General features: G+C 40.8%; 17 protein-coding genes and 1 pseudogene. 14 read left to right on the top strand and 4 right to left on the bottom strand.

The genetic code is table 11. The features are described from left to right. The 4 genes from CA265_12310 to CA265_12295 are packed head-to-tail and all read left to right on the top strand — an operon-like array spanning position 1 to position 6,192. On the top strand, positions 1 to 2,193 hold the full coding sequence (locus CA265_12310; GenBank protein ID ARS40396.1) for an ABC transporter ATP-binding protein: 2,193 nt from the start codon (positions 1 to 3) through the stop codon (positions 2,191 to 2,193). Further along, a complete protein-coding gene (locus CA265_12305) occupies positions 2,183 to 3,490 on the top strand; it encodes an HlyD family secretion protein (GenBank protein ID ARS40395.1) in 1,308 nt (435 codons plus the stop codon). Before CA265_12310 ends, CA265_12305 begins: the two co-directional genes overlap by 11 nt. 33 nt (positions 3,491 to 3,523) lie before the next feature. After that, a complete protein-coding gene (locus tag CA265_12300) occupies positions 3,524 to 5,434 on the top strand; it encodes a histidine kinase (protein ARS40394.1) in 1,911 nt (636 codons plus the stop codon). 11 nt (positions 5,435 to 5,445) lie between these two features. Next, positions 5,446 to 6,192, top strand: coding sequence for a DNA-binding response regulator (locus CA265_12295; protein ARS40393.1), 747 nt, complete (start codon positions 5,446 to 5,448; stop codon positions 6,190 to 6,192). Positions 6,193 to 6,241: 49 nt separating this feature from the next. On the opposite strand, the gene CA265_12290 is transcribed toward CA265_12295, so the two are convergent. Beyond that, a complete protein-coding gene (locus CA265_12290) occupies positions 6,242 to 6,823 on the bottom strand; it encodes a rubrerythrin family protein (protein ARS40392.1) in 582 nt (193 codons plus the stop codon). A gap of 199 nt (positions 6,824 to 7,022) precedes the next feature. Between CA265_12290 and CA265_12285 the strand changes: the two genes are divergently transcribed. Further along, the gene (locus CA265_12285) at positions 7,023 to 7,628 is read left to right on the top strand and encodes a hypothetical protein (GenBank protein ARS40391.1); all 606 of its coding nucleotides are present in this window, start codon (positions 7,023 to 7,025) and stop codon (positions 7,626 to 7,628) included. 175 nt (positions 7,629 to 7,803) lie between these two features. Beyond that, positions 7,804 to 8,451, top strand: coding sequence for a hypothetical protein (locus tag CA265_12280; protein ID ARS40390.1), 648 nt, complete (start codon positions 7,804 to 7,806; stop codon positions 8,449 to 8,451). A gap of 190 nt (positions 8,452 to 8,641) precedes the next feature. Here CA265_12280 and CA265_12275 read toward each other — a convergent pair whose 3' ends face one another. From CA265_12275 to CA265_12265, 3 genes and pseudogenes are all read right to left on the bottom strand, one after another. Then, positions 8,642 to 9,148, bottom strand: coding sequence for an RNA polymerase subunit sigma (locus tag CA265_12275; GenBank protein ID ARS40389.1), 507 nt, complete (start codon positions 9,146 to 9,148; stop codon positions 8,642 to 8,644). Between the two features lie 384 nt (positions 9,149 to 9,532). Next, positions 9,533 to 10,107: pseudogene (locus CA265_12270) on the bottom strand (GNAT family N-acetyltransferase). Positions 10,108 to 10,302: 195 nt separating this feature from the next. Further along, on the bottom strand, positions 10,303 to 11,202 hold the full coding sequence (locus CA265_12265) for a hypothetical protein (GenBank protein ARS40388.1): 900 nt from the start codon (positions 11,200 to 11,202) through the stop codon (positions 10,303 to 10,305). Between the two features lie 181 nt (positions 11,203 to 11,383). Here CA265_12265 and CA265_12260 point away from each other — a divergent pair, with 181 nt between their 5' ends. The 8 genes from CA265_12260 (at position 11,384) to CA265_12225 (ending at position 22,889) form a co-directional block, all read left to right on the top strand. After that, positions 11,384 to 12,268 carry an epimerase gene (locus CA265_12260; GenBank protein ID ARS40387.1) on the top strand — a complete coding sequence of 295 codons (885 nt, stop codon included), beginning with the start codon at positions 11,384 to 11,386 and terminating at the stop codon, positions 12,266 to 12,268. 71 nt (positions 12,269 to 12,339) lie between these two features. Then, complete coding sequence (locus CA265_12255; GenBank protein ARS40386.1) at positions 12,340 to 13,506, top strand: enolase; 1,167 nt, start codon at positions 12,340 to 12,342, stop codon at positions 13,504 to 13,506. A gap of 10 nt (positions 13,507 to 13,516) precedes the next feature. After that, positions 13,517 to 14,008, top strand: a complete 492-nt coding sequence (locus CA265_12250) for a glyoxalase (protein ID ARS40385.1) — start codon at positions 13,517 to 13,519, stop codon at positions 14,006 to 14,008. Then, positions 14,005 to 14,940 (top strand): phosphoglycerate dehydrogenase, encoded by a 936-nt coding sequence (locus CA265_12245; GenBank protein ARS40384.1) that lies wholly within the window; start codon positions 14,005 to 14,007, stop codon positions 14,938 to 14,940. Before CA265_12250 ends, CA265_12245 begins: the two co-directional genes overlap by 4 nt. Positions 14,941 to 14,962: 22 nt before the next feature. Next, complete coding sequence (locus tag CA265_12240) at positions 14,963 to 15,820, top strand: hypothetical protein (protein ARS40383.1); 858 nt, start codon at positions 14,963 to 14,965, stop codon at positions 15,818 to 15,820. 14 nt (positions 15,821 to 15,834) lie between these two features. Then, on the top strand, positions 15,835 to 19,050 hold the full coding sequence (locus CA265_12235) for a dehydrogenase (GenBank protein ARS40382.1): 3,216 nt from the start codon (positions 15,835 to 15,837) through the stop codon (positions 19,048 to 19,050). 839 nt (positions 19,051 to 19,889) lie between these two features. Further along, positions 19,890 to 20,456: a hypothetical protein gene (locus CA265_12230; GenBank protein ARS40381.1), complete on the top strand. Its 567-nt coding sequence runs from the start codon at positions 19,890 to 19,892 to the stop codon at positions 20,454 to 20,456. A gap of 930 nt (positions 20,457 to 21,386) precedes the next feature. Further along, positions 21,387 to 22,889 (top strand): hypothetical protein, encoded by a 1,503-nt coding sequence (locus tag CA265_12225; protein ID ARS42970.1) that lies wholly within the window; start codon positions 21,387 to 21,389, stop codon positions 22,887 to 22,889. Positions 22,890 to 23,224: the final 335 nt, after the last annotated feature.

Raw genomic sequence — 23,224 nt, 5'->3', positions numbered from 1 at the left:
ATGAAGTCGTTCCCATTTTATAAACAACCCGACAGTAAAGATTGCGGTCCTACTTGCCTGCGGATTATTGCTAAATTCTATAAGAAAAGCATCCCTTTACAGCAGATTAGAACGCTTTCGGAGACAACCAGAGAAGGAAGTGGTTTGTTTGGTCTCAGTAATGCTGCCGAAAATTTGGGCTTTAGGACCCTGGGTGTTAAAATAGATTTTAATACGCTGCTTGCAGAAGCGCCTTTGCCCTGCATGGTGCACTGGAATAAAAACCACTATGTAGTGGTTTACAAAATCGACAGCGCACAAAACGTTTATGTATCAGATCCCAGTTACGGCTTAATTAAATATAGCAGGGCCGAATTTATAAAAAGCTGGATCGGTGAAAATGCGGATGAACGTACCGAGGAAGGCATTGCGCTTATTTTGGAGACTACCCCAGCATTTTATAAAAGTGAATTTGATGCCGAAGAAAAGAAAGCAAGTTTTTCTTTTTTATCCAAATATCTGCTCAAGTATAAGTCACTGATTCTCCAGCTCATTATTGGTTTATTGGCAGGAAGTATATTGTCGCTGATTTTTCCTTTTTTAACCCAAAGTATTGTTGATGTAGGCATCCAGAATCAGGATATTAATTTTATATACCTGGTCTTACTTGCCCAGCTTATGCTTTTTCTGGGTAAAATGGGTATAGAAATTATCAGGAGCTGGATCATGTTACATCTCTCTGCACGCATCAATATCTCCATCATCTCAGATTTTTTCATTAAGCTCATGAAGTTACCCATCAGCTTTTTCGATACCCGGATGACAGGTGATATTATGCAAAGAATTAACGATCACCACAGGATAGAGCAATTGCTAACCAATTCATCGCTCAACACCCTGTTCTCGATGGTCAACCTTGTCATTTTCAGTGTTGTTCTGTTGATTTACGATTACCGCTTGTTTATCGTGTACTTAATTGGTGCAATTTTATATGTCGGCTGGATCAGCTTTTTCCTTAAAAAGAGAAAGGAATTAGACTATAAAAAGTTCTCTCAAACTGCACGCGAACAAAGTAAGGTCATCGAACTCATCAATGGTATGCAGGAAATAAAACTGCACAATGCAGAGAAGCAAAAAAGATGGGATTGGGAATTTCTACAGGTCAAATTATTCAAAGTGCAGATAAAATCGCTTTCTTTAGAACAATGGCAATCTGTTGGCGGTGGTTTTATCAACCAGATCAAAGATATTTTGGTCAGCTTTCTGGCTGCAAAACTGGTATTAAGTGGAAACCTGACCCTGGGGATGATGCTTTCTGTACAATATATTATTGGTCAGCTCAATGCGCCATTGCTGCAATTGATTGATTTCATCAGGCAGGCCCAGGATGCCAGAATATCGTTGGAACGCTTGGGAGAGATTCATGACAAGGAAGATGAGGAGCATACCACTGAGCAATATGCTACAGAAATACCCGAACAAAATATTGAGTTAAGTAACCTCTCTTTCAGGTATACCGGTTCAGAATCCTTTGTATTCCAAAATCTAAACCTCACTATTCCATTCCAAAAAACAACCGCAATTGTTGGTGCTAGTGGGAGTGGAAAAACGACGCTGCTAAAATTATTGACCAAGTTTTATGAACCAAGTTCAGGTGAGATTAAAATAGGAAATACCAGCATGAAAAACATTTCGCCCAGGTTTTGGCGTCACCATTGTGGTGTTGTGATGCAGGAAAGTTATGTGTTTGATGATACCATTGCCAATAACATTGGTATTGGTGAGGATGTTATCGATAAAGAAAAACTACGCAGGGCCATTAATATTGCGAATATTAAGGAGTTTATAGAAAGTTTACCCTTGAGCTACAATACCAAAATTGGTAATGAAGGTTTAGGTGTAAGCGGAGGTCAAAAACAACGGCTTTTTATTGCAAGGGCAGTTTATAAATCACCAGACTACATCTTTTTTGATGAGGCTACAAGTGCATTAGATGCCAATAACGAGAAAATCATCATCGAAAACCTGGAGCAGTTTTTCAAAGGAAAGACCGCAATTGTTATTGCGCACAGATTATCTACCGTAAAACATGCCGATAAAATTATCGTATTGGATAAAGGAATGGTCGTGGAAGAAGGCAATCATAACGAACTGGTCTCTAAAAGGGGGGAGTATTACCGATTAATCAAAAATCAACTGGAACTTGGAAACTAAAAAAGACCTGCTAGACGATATAGAACTGCGCTCAGAAAGTGTTCAGGACGTATTGGCTGAACCTCCTCACTGGATGGTCCGTTGGGGAAATGTGATCGTATTTTGCGCAATTTTGATGATCTTGATGATGAGTTATGTGATCAGATATCCTGAATTTGTACCCGCTACCATTATTGTAACCTCACACCATCCACCAGAGCGGCTTCAGGCAAGAACGGATTCTAAAGTTGAAAAAATATTCATCAAAGATCACCAGAAGGTGCGCAAAAATGAGGTATTAATGGTTTTACAATCTACAGCCGATTATAAAAACATGCTTGAATTAAAGAAAATTGTGGATGCTACATCATCAGCCCGACTATTTTCATTTCCGCTTCAAAAAACCTCAGGTTTTAATTTAGGAGAATTACAAGGCGACTACAATGCTTTTGCAAAAGCATTTCAGGATGAAAAATTGTTTACAAAACTCCGCCCGTACACGCCCGAGCATATCGCTGCTGACCAAAATATAGTCGAATACAGAGGAAGAATTATATCGTTAAAGCAACAAAAAGATTTGGAACGGGCAAGGCTCGAGCTCACGACAAAAAATTATCAGCGCGCACAAAAACTCTTCGGTCTGAAGGTTATTTCGGCCATAGAATTCGAGAACGAAAGAATTAAATTTTTACAGGCGCAACAAGGTTTGGAAAATATCAATATTTCCATATCTCAGGCAGAAGAAGGTATCTCAAATTTTAATAAAACAAAGAGTAGTGCTATCATAAACACCGAAAAAGACAAAATCGGTTTTGCTTCTCAAACGCTGCAACTGTTTGAACAATTAAGAAAGTCATTAAAACAATGGGAACAGGATTATCTCCTTGTTTCTTCAACAGACGGCATGGCCAGTTTTCAGCAGTTTTGGGGAGAAAATCAGTTTGTGAAAAAGGGGGATGCGATTTTATCTATTTTGCCCGACAATAACAAAAAGCTGATCGGGAAGATGTTGGTTTCAGCCACTAATTCAGGGAAGATCCATCCAGGAGCCAAAGTGCTGATCAAATTAGAAAATTATCCTTTTCAGGAATATGGTATTGTAGAAGGAAGGGTGCAAAACATATCTTTGACCCCTGATGCCGAAGGAAATTATTATGTAGATGTTATGCTCCCTAAAGGATTGAAAACTTCCCATCATGAAAGTTTGATTTTTGACAAGGAGCTAAAAGGTAAAGCAGAAATCGTAACACATGATTTAAGGTTGATTGAAAGGGTGTTTTATCAGTTCAGAAAACTTTTAAGGTATCAGATCGATTAGAATTAGCGGATAGTAAATAAAATAATTTGATTAATGAGGAGTAGATTAACCATATATGTTCATCTTCTGTTTTGTGGGATCCTGGTATGCAGTGCGTGCAAAAATAAAGAGGGAAGGGCTAAATTACAGCATCAGAGCAGCCAGGGGGCAAGTGTAGCGAAGGATTCTTTGGCTGCGATCTTGGCCTTGGATACCTTATCTAACGAGGCCTTCAAAAGCGCAGTTTATCAGGAGAACAATCTCATTAAAGCTAAACACGATCCTGTTAGTTCCTATCTTCACTATTTTAAAGCAAGAAAATATCTGCTGGAAAGGAGACCAGACAGTGCCCTGCTTGAATTTAAGCAGATGAAAGGCAAAACGCCTGATGATGCGGTAGAACTTTTGAAAACTTATAGCATCCTAAGTCTGAGTTTCGGAGATGGATTACTCGTCGAATCAAGCGTAATGGAGAAAATAATTTCTGCCATGAAGATTGCGGAACGGGTTCACAGCCCTGTCACTTACCGTTTTTACGATTTGCTGGCCAAGGCATATTTTCAAAATAACAATGAGAAAGAATCGCTCAAATACTCGGTGCTCTATTATGAAAATCATCCATACAAAACGCATGCGGTTGTTCAACAACGGTATTATGATATTTGTTTTCTGCTGGCAGCCAGACTAAATGACGATCAAAAGATGAAATTTTATAATGGTAAGGCTCACGAACTGGCTGTTAAAGTTGGCGACAGTCTTGCTATAGCCCGTTCTTACAATAACGAATCTCAGATTTATGCCAGACAGCATCAGAATGAAAAAGCGGTGGAATTTAGTAGGTTATATTTCAATTACCTCAAAAAACACAACAACCTGAACGACATCGCTTACAACAATTTGGCGACGGCTTTTATCCGGAATAAGCAGGCCGATTCGGCTATCAAATATTATCTGGAAGGTATTGAACGCGAAAAGAAGAATCAGTTTAAGAAACAAAACGGACGATATTACCAGGGGCTTAAAGAGGCTTATCAACACAAGGGAGATTTTGTACGTGCTATGGAGGCCGCAGATTCTGCTTATACTATAGAACTCAGGAATTATCAGGCGATTGAAGCAGTTAAAATTGCTGATCTGCAGGAGAAATACGAAACAGAGAAAAAGGATCAAAGCATTCAGAAACTGAATGAGCTTAACAAGTCAAATGAGGCCGCTATAAAGCAGCAGCGTTGGACACTTGTTTTACTTACCTTGGTTTTTCTGGCTATTTTTCTATTCTTTTATTTTATTTACCGTCAACAACGTTTAAAAGAGAAAAACAGATTGCTGCAATCTGAGAACCAAAGGTTAAACATCGAACAAAAGTTATTGCAAACCCAGTTAAATCCACATTTTATATTCAATGCAATTGCCAACCTGCAGAGTTTAATCACCTCAGGTCATGTGGATGAACCGGTTTGTTATCTCAATTCATTTTCGAGTTTACTGCGTGGCGTTTTAGAACAAAACCGAAAGGATTTTATTGAGCTTGGTGAAGAATTAAATACCTTGACCAACTATATCCGGCTTCAGCAAATGCGGTATGAAGGTGAATTTGATTACCAGATAATTGTAGATGAAGATTTAAACCCTCAACGGGTACTTATCCCGCCAATGCTGATACAACCTTTTGTCGAAAACGCCATAGAACACGGTTTAAGACTGATCAGCCATAAAGGCATGTTAAAGATCTCATTTAGTAAGGTTAACAGGATGTTATTGATTAAGGTAGATGACAACGGCAGCGGAATTGTGAATCATCATACAGAAAAACAAAATAAGCAATCCCTGGCCCAGATTATCCTGAGAGAGCGTTTGGCATTGCTTTTTTCATCACGTGGTGAACGTGCTGAATTTACGGTTAATGATAAAATAGAAGGGCAGGGCGTAATTGCCGAAATCACGATACCTTTAATTGAAGAATAGAACACGATAAGATGAAGTTATATATCCTTGAAGATGAAGTGCGAATTATGCAGCATATTTTGCAGATTGTAAAGAAAATCAGTTATCTTGAAATTGTAGGTTTCACCGATAGGGTATCGACGGCTTTGGTGGAAATCCCCAGCCTGGTACCCGATATTATTCTTGCAGATATCCGGCTGAAAGATGGCGACAGCTTTCAGCTTTTCGATGAAATTGGAATGAAGGACTTTCAGGTTGTTTTTCTAACGGCTTATGATCAGTATGCCATTCAGGCCTTGAATTTAGGTGCTTTTGGTTACCTGTTGAAACCAATAGATGAAATTTCTTTAAGCGCAGTTATTAATAAATGTTATCATCATCAGGAACAGGAACGGTTTAGTCAACAGCAATTGGCCATCGCTAAAGCCCATTACCTTGCGCAAGGATTAGGTGCAACCAGACGCATTGCGCTAAAAACTTTTGAATACATCGAAATTATTGCGATAGACGATATAGTGGTTTGTAAGAGTGATAAAGGATATACCACTTTCCATTTAATTGATGGGAAAGAGATTCTTGTTTCTAAAGGCTTAAAGGAATACGAAAATTTACTTACGCCATTCGGGTTTTTAAGATGTCATCAATCTTATATGGTAAATTTCAAATACGTTAAAAAGTTTTACCGGGAGGGTTACCTGCTGATGCAAAATAATGAGCAGGTATTGGTTTCGAGTAGGAAAAAGGAAGAAGTTGTGAAATATTTGGAGAATATTGCCTAGTTAAAATACAGATATGATCAAGGCTCCTTTGAGCCTTGATCTTAAATTTTTACTCAGCCGCTGCCTCAGCGTTTACTGCACTTACCGCAATTTCGGTGAGCGCTACGTCTGTTGCTTTCTCATTCTCTAAGGTTTGTCCTAAAAGTTCAGCTACATCTGAACGATCCATGTTTTCAGCGAATACTTTTAAGGTTCCGTAGGTAGCAATTTCATAGTGTTCTACTTTCTGTGCGGCAAGGATCAGGCCTGCGTCACGGATCATTGTGCCCGCATCAGTATCCTCGATGATGCCGTTTGCTTCTTCAAGTAAGCCTGCCATGGCATCACATTTTTTTGCTGCCGGTTTCTCATCCAGTAATCCGAATACCTGTTCCAATGTGTCAATGTGGGTTTGGGTTTCCTGGGTATGTTTTTCAAAGGCTGCAGCCAATTCTGGGCTGGTGGCAGCCTTTTTCATTTTAGGTAACGCTTTTACCAGGTGTTTTTCAGCCCAATAAATATCCTTTAACTCGTCAATAAAGAATTCGTGGAATTCACCAGGTTCAATTTTACCTGTGGTATTGCCAGTGGTTTTTTTTGTTGCAGTTTTGCCGCCAGTTTGAGGGCTTGCTGCTTTTGTTGAAGTTGCCATATTTGCTAATGTTAAGTTATCTTTTATATAGGTATCAACCTGAGGGACAATAGAATAGTTTGAAGAATCGCGTAAACAGGTAGTTGGCCTTTTGTTAACAGGTATTTATTACATAAGATGTTAGTTACCTGTTTTTACCTTATTCATCAAAACGGAAAACAATTGTGCTGTTAATGGTATTTTTACTAAAACAGTACCCATGAAGAAGGATGACCTTATACCCACCCAGCAGATTGGTCAGCAGAGTGACGCTGAAGAAGAAAAGATATTTCCTTCTCCAATGGAGGCTATTGCGGCCTACCAGAAAGCTGTTGACCGCCTCCTTGATATCAACGAATGGCACCATATCTCCACTATTGAAGCGAGCCGTTTTAAACTGATCGACAGTTTCGGAAATGAACTCGATAGAGCGGCCCGGGAAAAAGATTACATCCGTATCGATATCCCCGGTTTGGGAACATCGGTAGGCATTGGTTATGACTGGGTTTGTATCGAACACATGGAACAGTATACCGATGCCAATCTGGATATTGATTTTACGCTTTTCGTGGCAAGGCCCAGCAGGGTTCCTGGTCTTGAAGAAAATAAAACTGCCCACTTTTTTTCTGACCGGGCAACTTCTACCTTTATTGTTTTCCGCAGTGGCAATGTGCTGAGCGCCGAGGTACATGGGCGTAATGAGGTACCCAACACGGAAGGTTTGGGACTGCTCGATCAGGCCAGGAATCTGGTGGTAAATGGTGGAAGCGCCATTGGCCTGTCCTTTACCCAATGGCATCTCCTGGTTTCAGGAATATTGTCTTAAGTTATCCACTGCTTAACTATTTTATTCGCTTAATGGGGAGCTCAAATCGTAAAGACTTATAAATTTCTGGAAATTGAATGGCGCGATCTAAAACTTTATGGAATGTAGCGTGTTGTTTAGCATATGACTATTCCGACAATCCAGCGCAGCTTTGTCCCGATTGCGTCAATTCATAATGAAAAAAATAATTTTAGCCGAAGATCACAAAGTCATCAGGGACGGACTTAAAATGCTTCTGGAATCAACCAACGAATACCAGATTGTTTTTACCGCAGGAAATGGTCAGGAGGTAATTGATGCCCTTGATCAGGGCTGCCAGGCAGATGTGATTGTCTCCGACATCGGAATGCCTGTAATGGATGGTATAACCATGGTTAAGGTTCTTAAGGATAAGGGTTTGAACATTCCTGTTTTAATTATTTCCATGCTTGATGATGAATCACATCTTTACCAGGCAATGGGTGCAGGTGCAATGGGCTTCCTTACAAAATCCGTCACTTCAAAAGAACTGTTTTTTGCAATCTGGAAGATTTTTACAGGTGAGCGCTATATCTGCTCATGCCTTTCGATTAATTTGCTCGATAAGATGATCGAAAAATCACTTCCGGCATCTCTTGACATACAAGGATCAGAATTTTCTTCAAGGGAAATTGAAATTCTTCAACTGATCGGGCAGGGGCTGACCAATTCGGAAATGGCAGATAAACTTTTTATTTCCCGAAGGACTGTGGAGGGGCACCGTCAGAGTCTGATCGATAAAACTGGTGCTAAAAATACAGCTGTACTCATGCGGTTTGCCTATAGCAAGGGTATCCTTAACTGATGTATTGCTGTTCACCAGGCCGAAGAGATTAGATATTTTATTGAAAAGATCTAATGGATTATATTTAGGTATTATTATTTATAAAACGCGTATTTTCCGCACTGGCTCAAGGTAATTGGAACTTGTTATTTTGACCAGGTGTATAAAAAACTGGAAAGAAGTTGTATCGGCTACTTTCCAGTTTTTTGGTTTATGACTGGTATTGTTTGAGGTATTTTTTAAGCAGTATCCGGGCCTCATGGATATAGGTTTTAACAGTTCCCAATGGCAGTTGCATCTCATCTGCAATTTCATGGTACTTGTAACCTTCAAAGTAGCGGATAAATGGCGCAGCATATTTTTCGGGCAGCATGGATAAGGCCAGATTGATATCCTGCATGGCAAAACTGCCAACCGAACCATTTGTGGTCGCGCTATAATAAAGATTGGCCGAAGTAATCTCTTCTTCCTGAACGGTGCGGTCGCGGTTTTTTAGGCTTTTTTTGTAATTGTTGATGAAGGTGTTCTTCATAATCACGAAAAGCCATCCTTTGATGTTCGTACCGTCTTCAAACTTAGAGACAAAACGTGTCGCCTTGAGCAGGGTTTCCTGTAGCAGGTCGTTCGCATCTTCGGGATCCCTGGTGAAATTAAGCGCATGCGATCTGAGGGAAGATGCATGAAAGCTGATGGTCTCGCTGAATTCTTTCTGTGTCATAAGTCTTTGTTTTAGCGTGTAACTATAAATTACAAAAGCTATACCACATGAATTCTGCCTTTGCATCGGATTATGGTGTAGTAAGTACATTTCGCAAACGCCGTATTTTTACCTGTTGCTACCTGTAATTGATGGTGACTTATCGGATATATGCTTTATGACTGATAGAAAATAACCCACTGAAAAGTATTTTATGTAACAACTGCAGCGCTTACAAAGAAATATATCATGGGATGCATGATCAGGGGTGAGGCAAATAGACCTGGTGATCAGCATCAAAATGACGGAAAAAGTACAGGTAACTATCCAGCGTTGATAATAAGAATAAATAACTATTCACCGACCCTTTTCACTGGCCGTATGAGACAAATTACTGGCATTGACTCATCTCGCTTTTCTCAACATGGGCCGTAAAACAGGGGAACTGCCAGATTGAATTTCTCCGATAACTTCGAAACCATGACGCTGGTATAGTGGAATATTTCTGGGATTGGAAGATTCAAGATAGGCAATTAATCCACTACTGTCGACATTCCTGAGTGCTTCAGTCATCAATGCAGCGCCTGTACCTGCACCCTGATGTGCGGGATCGACACCTATCATTGGTAAGTACCAGTGCGGTTCAGTCGGGTGAAATTTTTCCATTTGTTCAATAATGCTGGACATATCTTCTTTTATCCTGTCGTCAGTGTGCTCATCGAACAACCTGGATAAGGTTTCTTGATCGGATTCAACACCCGGTGGCAACCATAGCGCGGCGCCTGTGAAACCATCGGCTACATAAGCCGTTCCCTGCTCAATGCCTTTCCTCCGAAAGCCATCGTGATTGAAGCGAAAACTTCCAAATATTTTGCAGAATCAGGGAGCGACCACCTGGCCATCGGGTCGGTGCTGAATGCCAGCGTCAATACTCCTGAAACATGGACCTGATCTTTTACCGAAGCCTTTCTTATGACCATATCACCATCATTTTTAACCTTCCGTTGGCAAATTGGTTATTTTTAATATTAACCAATCGCTTATCCTTCAGTCTTTTATGAAATCAACAAATAACATTATCGGTTTGTTTTAATTGCAAATGCGGGGAATGTAATAAGCAAGATGTTCCCTCATATTATAATAAACATCTGGTTCAAGTAAATAGTAATCGCAATTCAATGGGTAAGTCGTAAAAAAGGATTGTTGGCGTTTCTTTCCATAAATACTTTCCGGTATGCGCTGGGCGATATACCCTGATGAATTTTAAATTGCCTGTTAAAATAAGAAACATTATCAAAGCCACAGGCGTAACATATATCTGTTATGTTATATTCTTTCCCCATCAATAACTTGGCGGCATGGCTGATTCTGATCTCATTTACAAACTGCGAGAAGGTTTTGTGGGTGCTTCTTTTAAAGTAACGGCAAAAAGCTGCTTTGCTCATACAGGCCATGGAAGCCGCCGAACTGATATCAATATGATGGTGATGGTGCTCAAATACATAGTTGAAAATGGAAGCGAGTTTGTTCGAATCACTTTCCTTGTACCTTATTTTTCTGACATCGTCAGTGAGCAATAAAGCTTCTTCGCTACTGCGCAGACATAATTCTTCCAGTACCTGAAGCAACAGAATCAGGTTCCGCATTTGCTGGTCGGGTTGGAATTGGAAGAACAGTGCGTTAAGAGAAGGTGCCCCGTTACTGAATTTGATACCATAAGCCGATTGTTCTAACAACTCTTTTATCTTTCTTAGCTCCAGTCGTTCAAAGAAATCCTTTCCCATAAAATCTGCAGTAAATTGCACGATTATGGCATGCACTTCTTCAGGTGTATCCTTAGGTAATTTATCATTGGAAAAACAATGCACCAGTCCCTGTCCGAACATAAAAATCTCTCCTTCGTTATAGTTCATCACTTTGTTACCCACATACACATGCCCTGAACTTTTCACAATCAGAATAATTTCATATCCGTGATGAAAATGAAAAGTATTGGTGAAGCGTGGCTGACGGTATTCCTTAATGGCAAAACTGGCATCCTCAGGTGTAGATATGTGTCGGTAAGAAGCTTTCATATGCTGTATTTTAGTACCATTAATTAGTTTTGAGAGCGGAAATTTTGAATTAAGGTAAATATAGTATCACAAATTAGCAAATGAAGTATTTTTATTTCAACCCAAATCTGGATATGTTTGTTATGTAGGCTTTACTAAGCATGGCCTGTAATAAACCTGACCAAATTTTATATCACTCGTTATGGAACTCGCGATACACAATTGGATGCGTGCTGAAACTATAGAAACAACAGTAAGAAGAGTTTCTGCTATCGGATATACCCGACTTGAAATCGCGGGGACCCCGGATCAGTACAACACCAAAGACCTGCAAAAATTAATGAAAGAACATGGGCTATCCTGTTGGGGTTCAGTAACGTTGATGTTAGGGGAGCGTAACCTGCTGGCACGTAATGAGGCGCAACGTGCAGCTTCTGTGCAGTATGTAAAAGATGTAGTGAATATGGTGAAAGAGCTTGACGGCTATATGGTTTCAGTGGTTCCGGGTACAGTAGGAAAGATTGTGCCAGATGGACGGCCTGAAGAAGAATGGGCCTGGGCAGTGAATTCGATGAAGGAAATATATGAGTACAGCGAATCTGCTGGCATCTCCTTGGGCATAGAGCCTATTAACAGATTTGAAACCTATTTCATTAACCGTGCAGAGCAGGCACTGGCCCTGGCGGCAGAAGTTGGCCCAAATTGTGGCGTTTGCCTTGATACCTTTCATATGAATATCGAAGAAAGGGATATGTTTGAAGCGATTAAAATGGCAAAAGATAGATTGGTAGGTTTTCATGTAGCCGATAATAACAGAATGGCCCCCGGCATGGGAAATCTCGACTGGCAAAAGATTGTTGACACCTTGCATGAAGTAAATTATAAGGGTGCACTTTCTGTAGAGTTCTGTTCGCCGTTAGATCGTACACCCGCAAATCCTTACCCTGGCTCAATTGATGAAAAACCTGAAAATCTTAGCCCTGAACAGGAAAAGTTCCTGATAGATCATGGCAGTTCTTCTGTTACAGATGCATTTTATACCATGCTTACCAAAGCATCCTATCATACTTTATCAAAGCTTATCTAAACACAAGGATCAAATAAATACGAGTGAAAAATAGGCCTACGAGAGATTAATAACCGATAAAAGATATCCTAATGAAAATAACGAATGTAGAAGCATTTTGGTTGCGTTGTCCAATTCCTGAAGCAAAACAACATGTTTCAGACTATGGATTGCTCACCAGCTTTGACATGACCCTTGTAGTCATCACCACAGATTCAGGATTACAGGGATTTGGTGAAGCTAAAGCCGCAGTAGGCTCATGCGGAATATGCGCTTCCATTGTAAATTGTATTGAAAATGAGCTGAAGCCCATGTTGCTTGGCAAATCTGTGAAAAATATCACCCGCCTTTGGGAAGAAATGTACAACGGGACAAGAGACCATTACGCCTTATCAAGGGGAAGAAAATTTCCAATCCTTGGCAGGAGGGGACTTACCATATCCGCAATGAGCGGCATTGATACCGCATTATGGGACCTGAAGGGGAAAATGCTGAATGTCCCTGTAGCCGATCTCCTGGGTGGCGCCTGCAGAACGAAAATGCCCGCTTATGCGAGTGGAGGCTGGGCGGATGAGCAAAATATAGGCGAACAGCTGATGGGCTACGTGAATAAGGGATTTAAAGGGGTGAAGATGCGTGTTGGGGTGATGGATGATACCGTGCAGAAAAGTATAAACAGGGTAAAGGCTGCAAGGGCTGCACTAGGGCCGGATATCAAATTGATGGTAGATGCACATGGAACCTTCAGTGTGCCTGAAGCAAAGCAATTTTGCAGAGGTGTGGAAGACTGTAATGTGTATTGGTTTGAAGAGCCCATCAGTCCTGATAACCGGAAAGGGACAGCAGAGGTAAGAGCTGCTACCGATATACCCATCGCTGCAGGTGAAAGTGAGTTTACCAGTTTTGATATCCATGATCTCTTACAGATAAGGGCGATAGATGTGGTACAACCAGATGCAGCCATTATTGGGGGCATTTCGGAGGCCATGCGCGTAAGCCATCTGGCCAGCGTGCATCAGGTGGAGCTGGCGCCCCATTGCTGGGGTTCTGCCTTTTCTTTTATGGCAGGGCTAACCGTTGCATTTGCTTCGGCTTCCGCAACCATTATTGAGTTCTCCCTGGGTGGAAACCCTATGATGTACGATCTGGTGAACGAACAGATCGCTGTTGTAAATGGTGAGATCAGCGCACCCACCGCCCCTGGATTAGGCCTGACCCCTAATTGGGATTTTGTGAAACAGTTTAAGCAATCGGTTTAGATCATTACGTATGGCAAAAGCATTAAAAATTAACCATGTTACACTCATAGTAGATAACCTGGAAAAAGCAGGCGAATTTTACACAAAGGAACTCGGTCTTGAACCACTCGCCGCTTTTCGGTTCGATTATCCGGTGATGTTTTTCAAATTTAACGATGAACAGCAGTTGCATATTTCGGAATGGGAAGACCGAACTTCATTTCGCGGGCATATCTGTGTACAGGTAGACGATTTCAGCAGCATCTTTTTTCGCATGAAAGAACTGAACGCTATTGATATAAATCCCTGGGGAAAAGTAAGAAAGTTACCCGATGGTGCCATGCAGATGTTTGTGCGTGATCCTGCTGGTAACCTGGTAGAAATTTCTTCTATACCAGGAGCCGATGTGGATGACCGTATCTTTAAAGATGAACTGTATGAAGAAGGCTTGTATATTTCAAAAAGGAATGATTTCAGAGGATTCAAATCTGACGACGCGACCTTATACCATAACAAGCCATGAGGAAAAACGTATTGCTATTGGAAACTATCGCAGAAGAAGCATTAGCCCTCTTGCAGGAAAATGTGAATGTATTCACAGGATATGATGAAGCCGGATTAAAAGATACGCTGAACAATGTGGAAGTACATGCGATTATTACGAGGGGAAAAAAACACATAGATAAGACCTTGATGGACGCCTGTCCGCATTTAGAAGTAGCAGCCAGATGTGGTGTTGGCCTGGACAATGTGGATGTGGACGAAGCAAGCGCCAGAAAGATCAGGGTGATCAATGCCCCGGGTAGTAATGCGGCCACCATTGCAGAGCATACGCTCGCTTTAATGTTGATGTTAATGCGCGATATGCACAGGTCAGTAAATCATGTTAAACAGAATAACTGGAACTGGCGCAATCAATATGCTGGTGATGAGCTGAATGGCAAAACCCTTGGCATACTGGGATTGGGGAATATCGGAAAACGGGTAGCCAAACTGGGAGATGCCTTTGGCATGAAAGTGTTGTGCTGGAGTAGGTCGGTACAGGACCTGCCTTTGGACGAAGTATTACAGCAATCGGATGTAGTAAGCCTTCACCTGCCTTTAAGCAATGAAACCAATGAGATCATCGGCGCATCCCAACTGGCATTAATGAAACCAAAGGCATTTCTGATCAATACGGCAAGGGGGGCACTGATAGATCATGCAGCACTTCTTGACGCTTTGAACGCCGGGACTATTGCTGGTTTTGCTGCAGATGTATTGCCAGATGAACCACCCTTGCAGAGCCTGGCCGTTGTACAACACCCAAATGCACTTGTTACGCCACACGCTGCCAGTCTTACTGCATCTACATACAAGCAGATGTGCCTGCTTACCGTAAGGAATGTATTGTCAGTACTTGCAGGTCAGCAACCAGAATTAAATAGTATATATAATCGAAACGCATTTATATGATAATCACTAAATTCTTATAAAGATGAATACTTTTTGTGTGGGTTTATTGTTAACCCTGAGTACCATATTATTCTCTACACCATCTTCTCAAAAGACTAAAAAGCCGCTTGTTGTTTTTGTGTGTGGAGACCATGAATATAGCGGTGAAGAAACCCTTCCCATTATTGCAGCAGAACTGGAAAAAAACTATGGCATGAGGACTATTGTACTCAAATCATCTCCAGACCACAACAGTGAAGAAAATATTCCAGGGCTGGAAGTATTAAAAGATGCAGACCTGGTTGTGTTCTATTTGCGTTGGCGAAGACTCCCTGCTGAACAGCTTGCCCATATTGAATCCTATCTGAAGTCAGGAAAACCAGTGATGGGCTTCCGCACGACTACACATGCGTTCAATTTTCCCAAAGGGCATGTTAGCGAAAAATGGAATGCCTTCGGAGAATTTGCATTGAACGCTCCTCCGGGTTGGGGCGGAAAAGCCAAACATACCCACTATGGGCACAATAGCAGCACCGATGTGAGCATCATTCCTACAGCGTCTGGTAATCCTATACTCACTGGCGTTGCAAAAGATTTTCATGTTCGTTCCTGGTTGTACCATGTTGTGCCAGACTATCCGCTAAAAGGCTCTACTTCATTGCTAATGGGCAAAGCCGTAAATCCGCAGGGAACAGCGGTTGACAATCCTGTTGCCTGGACGGGTACCAATTCTTTCGGTGGAAAGATTTTTATGACCACACTTGGCCATCCTGAGGATTTCAGGATAGAATCTTTTCAGCGGCTTGTGATCAATGCCATTCACGACGAACTGGGCCTGAAAGTACCAAAGAAATGGAAGGGTAAGATGGATATCCAGGTACCTTACCGTGTAGCTAAATAAACCTGTCAGCGATCATGAGACTAATAAAGATTAGCATATTATGCCTGTTCGTAATTGTACCTGCAGCGGTAATTATGAATGCCTTTAAATATAAAGATACGCCACTGTCCATTGCTAAGGGCACACGTATTGCAATCATCGGCAACAATTTGGGGGCGAGGATGATCAATTATGATAATTTTGAAACAGAACTGCAGCTTCGTTTTCCAGCGCATGAATTATTCATCCGCAACATGTGCGACGAAGGTGAAACGCCTGGTTTCCGGCCGCATGCCGGCAGGAATTCTCCATGGGCTTTCCCGGGTGCAGAAAAGTTTCAGATCGAAAGGGCAAACCTGGTAAAAAGCAAAGATGCCGGAGGAACATTAGAGATGGAGGACCCGGGTGAAGGTTTTTTTGAGACACCCGATCAATGGCTCAGCAGGCTCAAAACAGATGTGATTATTTCCTTTTTTGGCTTTAATGAATCTTTCGCTGGAAAAGCCGGACTTGATAACTATAAAGCAGAACTTGATGCTTTTATTAAATGGACCCTGAAGCAAAAATACAATGGTACTTCAGCGCCACAGCTTGTGATTGTTTCGCCTATCGCTTTTGAAGACCTTAGCCGCAAAAGCAGCTACGATCTGCCGGATGGTCGAAAGGAAAATGAAAATATCCAGCTGTATGCGATTGCAATGAAAGAGATTGCTTCGCAAAATCAGGTACGCTTTGTAGATGTATTCAACCCTTCATTAAAATGGTATCAGGATACTGCGGCGCCTTTAACCATCGATGGTTCCCAGCTTAATGAAGAAGGTTATAAAAAACTTGGGAAATTGTTGGCCGACCAGATTTTTGGAGAAAGTTCTTCCTCTGCAGAAAACAACAGAAAGCTGGTGCACGATGCCGTGATGGAAAAGAACTGGATGTGGCTGAACGATTTCAAAATTCCAAATGGAGTACACGTTTATGGCCGCAGGTATAAACCCTATGGACCAGACAATTTTCCTGCTGAAATAAAGAAAATCCGGGAGATGACAGCAGTTAGGGACACGGCGATCTGGCTGGCGGCTAAAGGGGAGAAAATGGACCTGGAAGCGGCTGATAAACACACCAGCATTTTGCCTGAGGTTAAAACCAACTATACACCCAGCAAAAAAAACGGTAACCTTAAATATCTCATCGGGCAAGAGGCTGTTAACAGCCTGAAGGTACCACCGGGATACAAGGTGGAATTATTTGCTTCAGAAACGGAGTTTAATTTCCTGGCCAAACCTGTACAGTTATCCTTCGATAATAAAGGACGGCTGTGGGTTGCGGTTATGCCCAGCTATCCGCAATATAAAGTAGGAGATGCTAAGCCCAACGACAAGATCATTATTCTTGAAGATACCAACCAGGATGGAAAGGCAGATAAACAAATTGTTTTCGCAGACGGGCTCCATTTACCGCTCGGTTTTGAGATTGCCGCAGAAGGCGTATATGTAGCACAGGGGCCTAATCTAATCTTATTGACCGATACCGATGGCGATGATAAAGCCGATAAGAAAGAAATTTTGTTAAGCGGTTTTGATGACCACGACTCGCACCACAGCAGTCATGCCTTCACAACAGATCCTTCAGGGGCCATTTATTCGGGCGAAGGTGTGTTCCTCCGTACCAATGTAGAAACTTCTTATGGACCTGTTTATGCAACCAACGGCGGCTTTTACAGATACGATCCTATACGCCGGAAACTCGAGCGCACGGCGCAAATGGCCATTCCAAATCCATGGGGTATTACATTCGATGATTGGGGACAGCCTTTTTTTGCAGAAACATCCAGCCCTGATTTTCGCTGGATGCTCCCCGGAACAATATTACCAAGATATGGGCAGGCCACACACAAATCAAAACAACTGATCGAACAGGCGCATCTGGTACGGCCAACATCAGGTATTGAAATTGTATCCAGCCGCCATTTTCCTGATCAAATCCAGGGAGACTTCCTGATCAACAATACCATTGGTTTCCTGGGGACGAAAGAACACACCCTGGAAGATGACGGCACAGGTTATAAAAGCCGTTTCCGTCAGGATTTGCTGGTGAGCAATGATCCTAATTTCCGTCCTGTAGATTTGGAGTTTGCACCTGATGGTTCATTATTCGTGATCGATTGGCATAATATTCTTATTGGGCATATGCAGCACAATGCTAGGGATCCCCTGCGCGATCATTCGCATGGAAGAATTTACCGGATTACTTATCCTTCAAGGCCTTTAGTAAAACCGGCTAAAATAGCTGGTGCCAGTATAGAACAACTCCTGGATAACCTCAAACTGCCCGAGTACCGAACCCGTTACCGTACCCGCCGAGAACTGAGGGGACGTAATGCTGCTCAGGTACTGGCTAAACTCACCACCTGGATAGCGAAACTGGATACCAGCGACATCCGTTATGAACATCATTTACTTGAAGGCCTTTGGGTGAGCTGGGGAATGAACAAAGTAGATCAGCGACTTTTAAAACAGCTATTAAAAGCGAAAGATTATCGTGCAAGAGCTGCCGCAGTGCAGGTAGTACGGTATACCGGACACCAGCTGCCAGACCAGGCCAACTTATTGATGGAAGCCTCCAGGGATAAAAATAGCCGGGTAAGATTGATGGCTATCGTAGCGGCTTCATGGATCGGTAAGGAAAAGGGTCTTCCTGTTTTAGCAGAGGCCAATAAACTGCCTATGGATAGTTGGATGGTACCTGCCTATAAAACTGCTGTGGCACATTTAAATGGAAAAAATCTGGCAGAAGAAAATGAGAAAAAGGAAAAAACAGAACTTAAAGGCCCTACACTGGCCTTGTTTAACCAGGGGAGGATTATTTACAATAAAGAAGGATATTGTAAAACCTGCCATCAGGCTGACGGTAAAGGGCTCACAGCTTCCGGTTTTCCACCGCTTGCAGCCAGTAAATGGGTAAACGGGAGTGACGAAAGGCTAATCAAACTGGTGCTGAAAGGCCTTATGGGACCGATAGAAGTAAATGGCAAAAAATACACCGGCCAGGTTCCTATGACGCCGTTTGGCGAGTTATTGAAAGACCAAGAAGTAGCGGCGGTACTAACCTATCTTCGAAACTCATTCGGAAATAACGGGGCAGCTATTTCTCCGGAAAAAGTTAAAGCCGTGAGGAAAGCCACCCAGGGGAAAAAAGATTTCTATACAACAGAACAATTATTGAAAGAACATCCGATGGAAGGAGGAAAGAGATAAGGGTCAAAAACGGATAAATTCCCTTGTTTTGCAGTCGTAGTGCAGACAGCGATTACCATGTAAATTGATGAGCTGCCTTACATGCGTTATTTGGTCTTAAAAGCCACTATTGCCTAAAAAACAAAAGCCTGCAAATGGTCGATTTGCAGGCTTTTAATGTTTTTCAGTGATTTTTGATACTGATTTCAGTGGAGCCGAAGGGAGTCGAACCTATAGCTATAAATGTCTTTTAATCAGTATTTTGTGTTTTTTTGACTGCTTTGAATCAGCTAAAACTCACCTCTATTTTTTGATTGCAAATTCTTAGGTTAAAGTTAAGAAAATTTGGAAATATAAATCATGTTTTTAAATCTTATCATTAACACTCTTAAAAAAATCATAGCTATTACCCCTTAATAATAACCTCTCCTACAGCCTTTAAAGGAATCCTTCGGGTAAATACTTATAGCAATACATCCTGTTGACTTCTTTCATTAAGTAAAGCACATGGTGGTTAGACGGTATACTCTTATATCTGGCAGTGTTTTTAGGCATGCGCATTTGGCCATCTGGCTCCAGTGACTGAGGTTAGCACTGCTTTGTCCATTCGTAGACAGCTTTGTTTTTAATGTCCGTTTTTTGTCCGCCTCGAAAGCTTGCTTAAGCCTTGGATCCTTTCAAAATTTGCGCAGACGTGGATGATGTTATCCCGATAAAAAACAAATATTAACAGTTTTCGAAGATTGGATGCCGTTGCTTCAAGCCATCATCTTAGTCACATCTTGTTGATGTATTGAGTCTTTATAAGATACAAATGCAACTATTGGAATCTATCTTGGATAACCTGTAATAATTTAAATATGAGTGCTTATATAAATGTTTATGCAGATTCTATTACAGACGATCTTATTCCTGAAATTTTAAAGCGTTTGAATGAGCATGAAAAAAAACTAACAATTGAGCCTGTTTTTTCATTAAGGCCATCCGCTACTACCTTGTCAATTACTTTTGTATGGGACAAAGAGGGCTTATCCATATTCAATGGGGTAACGCTGAACCGGACGTTTAAAATATCAATAAAATCGTTTGAACTAAAGGAATTTAAGCAGAAGATATTGAAAGATAAAATTGTTAATAATAGCTACTCTTTACGGATAAGGGGAATGTTCGGAAAGAAAAAAAAGAAATTCACGAAACTTTTAGAGCTTAGTTCAGCAGTGGAAGTTCAGCTTCAACATTGCCATAAAGTTTTTTCTATAAAGTATCATCATGGAGATGTCTTTGAAAAGTATCACGCGACACTGTTAGGGGCAGTAATAACTGAAATCACTGGTGGTATCTGTCATTTTACCCATAAAGACATTTGGTATGATTCCATTGAGGTGATGAAAGCATCAGTGATTTCGATCGATTCAATTTATGATTAGTGTTTTTTTTGGCAAATAATTAAAATCTTGTGTATACAGCATCTAATTAGGTAAGCTTTTAAACCCTAGATAATACTAAGGACCGTTTATGTCGTTTTTTTTTTTTTTGTTTAGTTAAGCTAAACTTTTTCTTGATCAAAATATAGAGTTTGTATTAGATTATTAACTGTCATTAATTATTTGAGATGTGAATTGTGTTTTGAATTTGAAAAGTTAATGATGAGTGAGCTGTTTTCTTTTGGTTGTAAACCTTAGTTATTCATTAATAGACTTTTATGGAATTTTATTTTTTCTTTTATAACTAGGTTTTAAGATATAGGTTACTTGTTTGTCCGCTATTTGTCCGCTCTAAATAATTTGAATAGTTGAAATTTCATTCTTATTTTGTGTAAAAAAAAGGATAATTAAAGTTTTTCTAAAATAGAACCGTATTTGTCTGTAACCAAATATTAGAATTTAAGTTTAGTATTTGTAAAAATACTAAAATGGATTCTGGTTTATGATCTGGACGTAGCAATAATTGTAGTCAGGTTCGCATTGTTTAATTGCGGCCAATCATTGCTAGCCAGGAATGTAAAATAAGTCAAGGATTAAATTGATGAAGATTTTTGTTGTTACGGAATAAATTGGTCAACATTTTTGTTCTGACATCGTCTAATGTTAACATCTCTACTACAACGGTTATTATTTTTAATAACACTCTTTATCATGGTCTTGTGCGATGCTGTTCGTGGCCAATCAATAGTGAATACCTATATCGATGCCTGGAAAACAAACGATACCAGCCAGACACACAGGGCAGAAGACAGCTATGATTGGCTCAAAACCCATAGATCGCCGGAATTTCTCCCCGAACACCAGGAGTTGATGCATACTTTAAACCAATATCTTAAACGGCATCCTGATAACCGTTTAGAAATCAGGGCTTTTATGTACGATTTTCTGGCCAAGCTAGAATATGGCGTGAAAATTACGGGGCAGGATTCCATAAGGCTTTTTAACTGCATCGGTATTGCACATAAACTTAAAGACGATCAATTAATGGCTGAACTTTACGGCCTGTATGCAAGCGCAGGTAAAGGTACACCAGATTATGTACTATACAATATTAAGGCTATTGAAATGATGCGCAAAGTAGGTATTACTCATTTCAATTATGTACATAATATCTTTTTTGGAGCAAGCATAGGCCTATACAGAAGTAATAGCTATAAACAAAGTATCAACTATGGCTTGCAATGCCTGGCCTTTACCAGGTTGAAGAAAAAACTATGGAACCCACGAACCTACGTTTTTCAACTTGATATTGTTGGCGCAGCTTACCTTAAGCTTGGGCGTTATGACAGTGCAAAATATTATTACCAACTTATTATAGATACCCTAATTCAGAAAGTTTCTAGGCACTACCCCGATAAAATGTTGTGGATGGGCATAGCCAAAGGGAACATCGGCCATTGCCTTATTCTGCAGGGGTCGGAGCAACAGGGCATCCCGATGGTGGAGTTTCAGTTAAATGTGAGTAAACAATTTAAGGCCTACAATAATATGGCGATGGCCGAAAATATCTTGGCTGGGATATATTTTAAGCACAGGAGTTATAAAATAGCACTCGAAAAGTGGAAGAACGTTTACTACTGGTCGTGCAAAGATGGCTTTTATTTAACAGACCAGAAGCTATTGGCCCTACAGGGCATTCAAAAAAGCTTCCAGAAGCTCAATGAGTTAGACAGTGCTTATAAATACAATGAACTTTATCACAAAATAAACAACGAGCGGCTTACAGATGTCAATGCAAAAACACTATGCCTGCTCAAGGCCAAAATTGAATTCGACAATATACAGGATAACCTCGAAGATACAGGGATGAAACTGCAACATAAGAAAACCATATTGAATTTTACTCTGGCTGCTATTCTCATGGTAACTGTAATTAGCGGACTGCTTTATAACAGGCAAAGGCTTAAGAATAAATATGAAAAAGAGCTTTTGAACCGCGATAGAATAGTGAAGGAACTGGAGATTAAAGAAGCAAAAGACAAAATAAGCGCCTTCGCAGTTAGTATGCATGAAAAAGAACAATTGATTAGGGACATGCAAAAGGCAATTAATGAAAACGGTGTTCCGGACTTAGGAATGAGTTTGTGTAACTACGTATTGATCACAGACAAAGAATGGATTAAATTTAAAGAGGACTTTACCAAAGCCTATCCGCTATTTTACTACCGATTGAAAGAAGTTATTCCCAAAATTACCCCTGCAGAAGAACGCTTAGCGAGTTTAATTTGCCTTCAACTTAGCAACCAGCAGATAGCTGATATGTTGGGTAATAGTAAAGACAGTGTACTACGCAGCAAAAGGAGATTAAAGAACCGGATCACTATCCCAGAAGGAATCGCATTCGAAAACTATATCTGTTCTCTTAACCAAATCTAAAACTTCGTAATCGATGGAAAATCGGTATTAGGTTATACTTCGTCCGAAATAATGATGTGTCTTTAGTTCTCATCTTAAATTCCTTTGTTCCTCTTCATCACCTTTTTGCAGATTGTTGAGAAAAACTTAACCTTATTTAATCAAAAAACCTGAAGAATTCAGGTTGTCCGCTATTTGTCCACCGCTTTGAGAAGCTATATCGGCAACCAATATATGGATGTCCGAGTTTTGTCCTACCGGAAAGCTTGTGCAGCTTAAGCCGAGTTATAAAATTTGCAGCGATCTAAAAATACGATCTCGTTCCGTTTTATTCGCTGCGCCATCGCTTTTAGCGG

It is taken from the genome of Sphingobacteriaceae bacterium GW460-11-11-14-LB5 (assembly GCA_002151545.1).
In the GTDB taxonomy this organism is placed as follows: Bacteria; Bacteroidota; Bacteroidia; order Sphingobacteriales; family Sphingobacteriaceae; genus Pedobacter.
The sequence above is the reverse complement of the archived record's forward strand: the minus strand, read 5'-3'. Positions and strand labels throughout refer to the sequence as shown.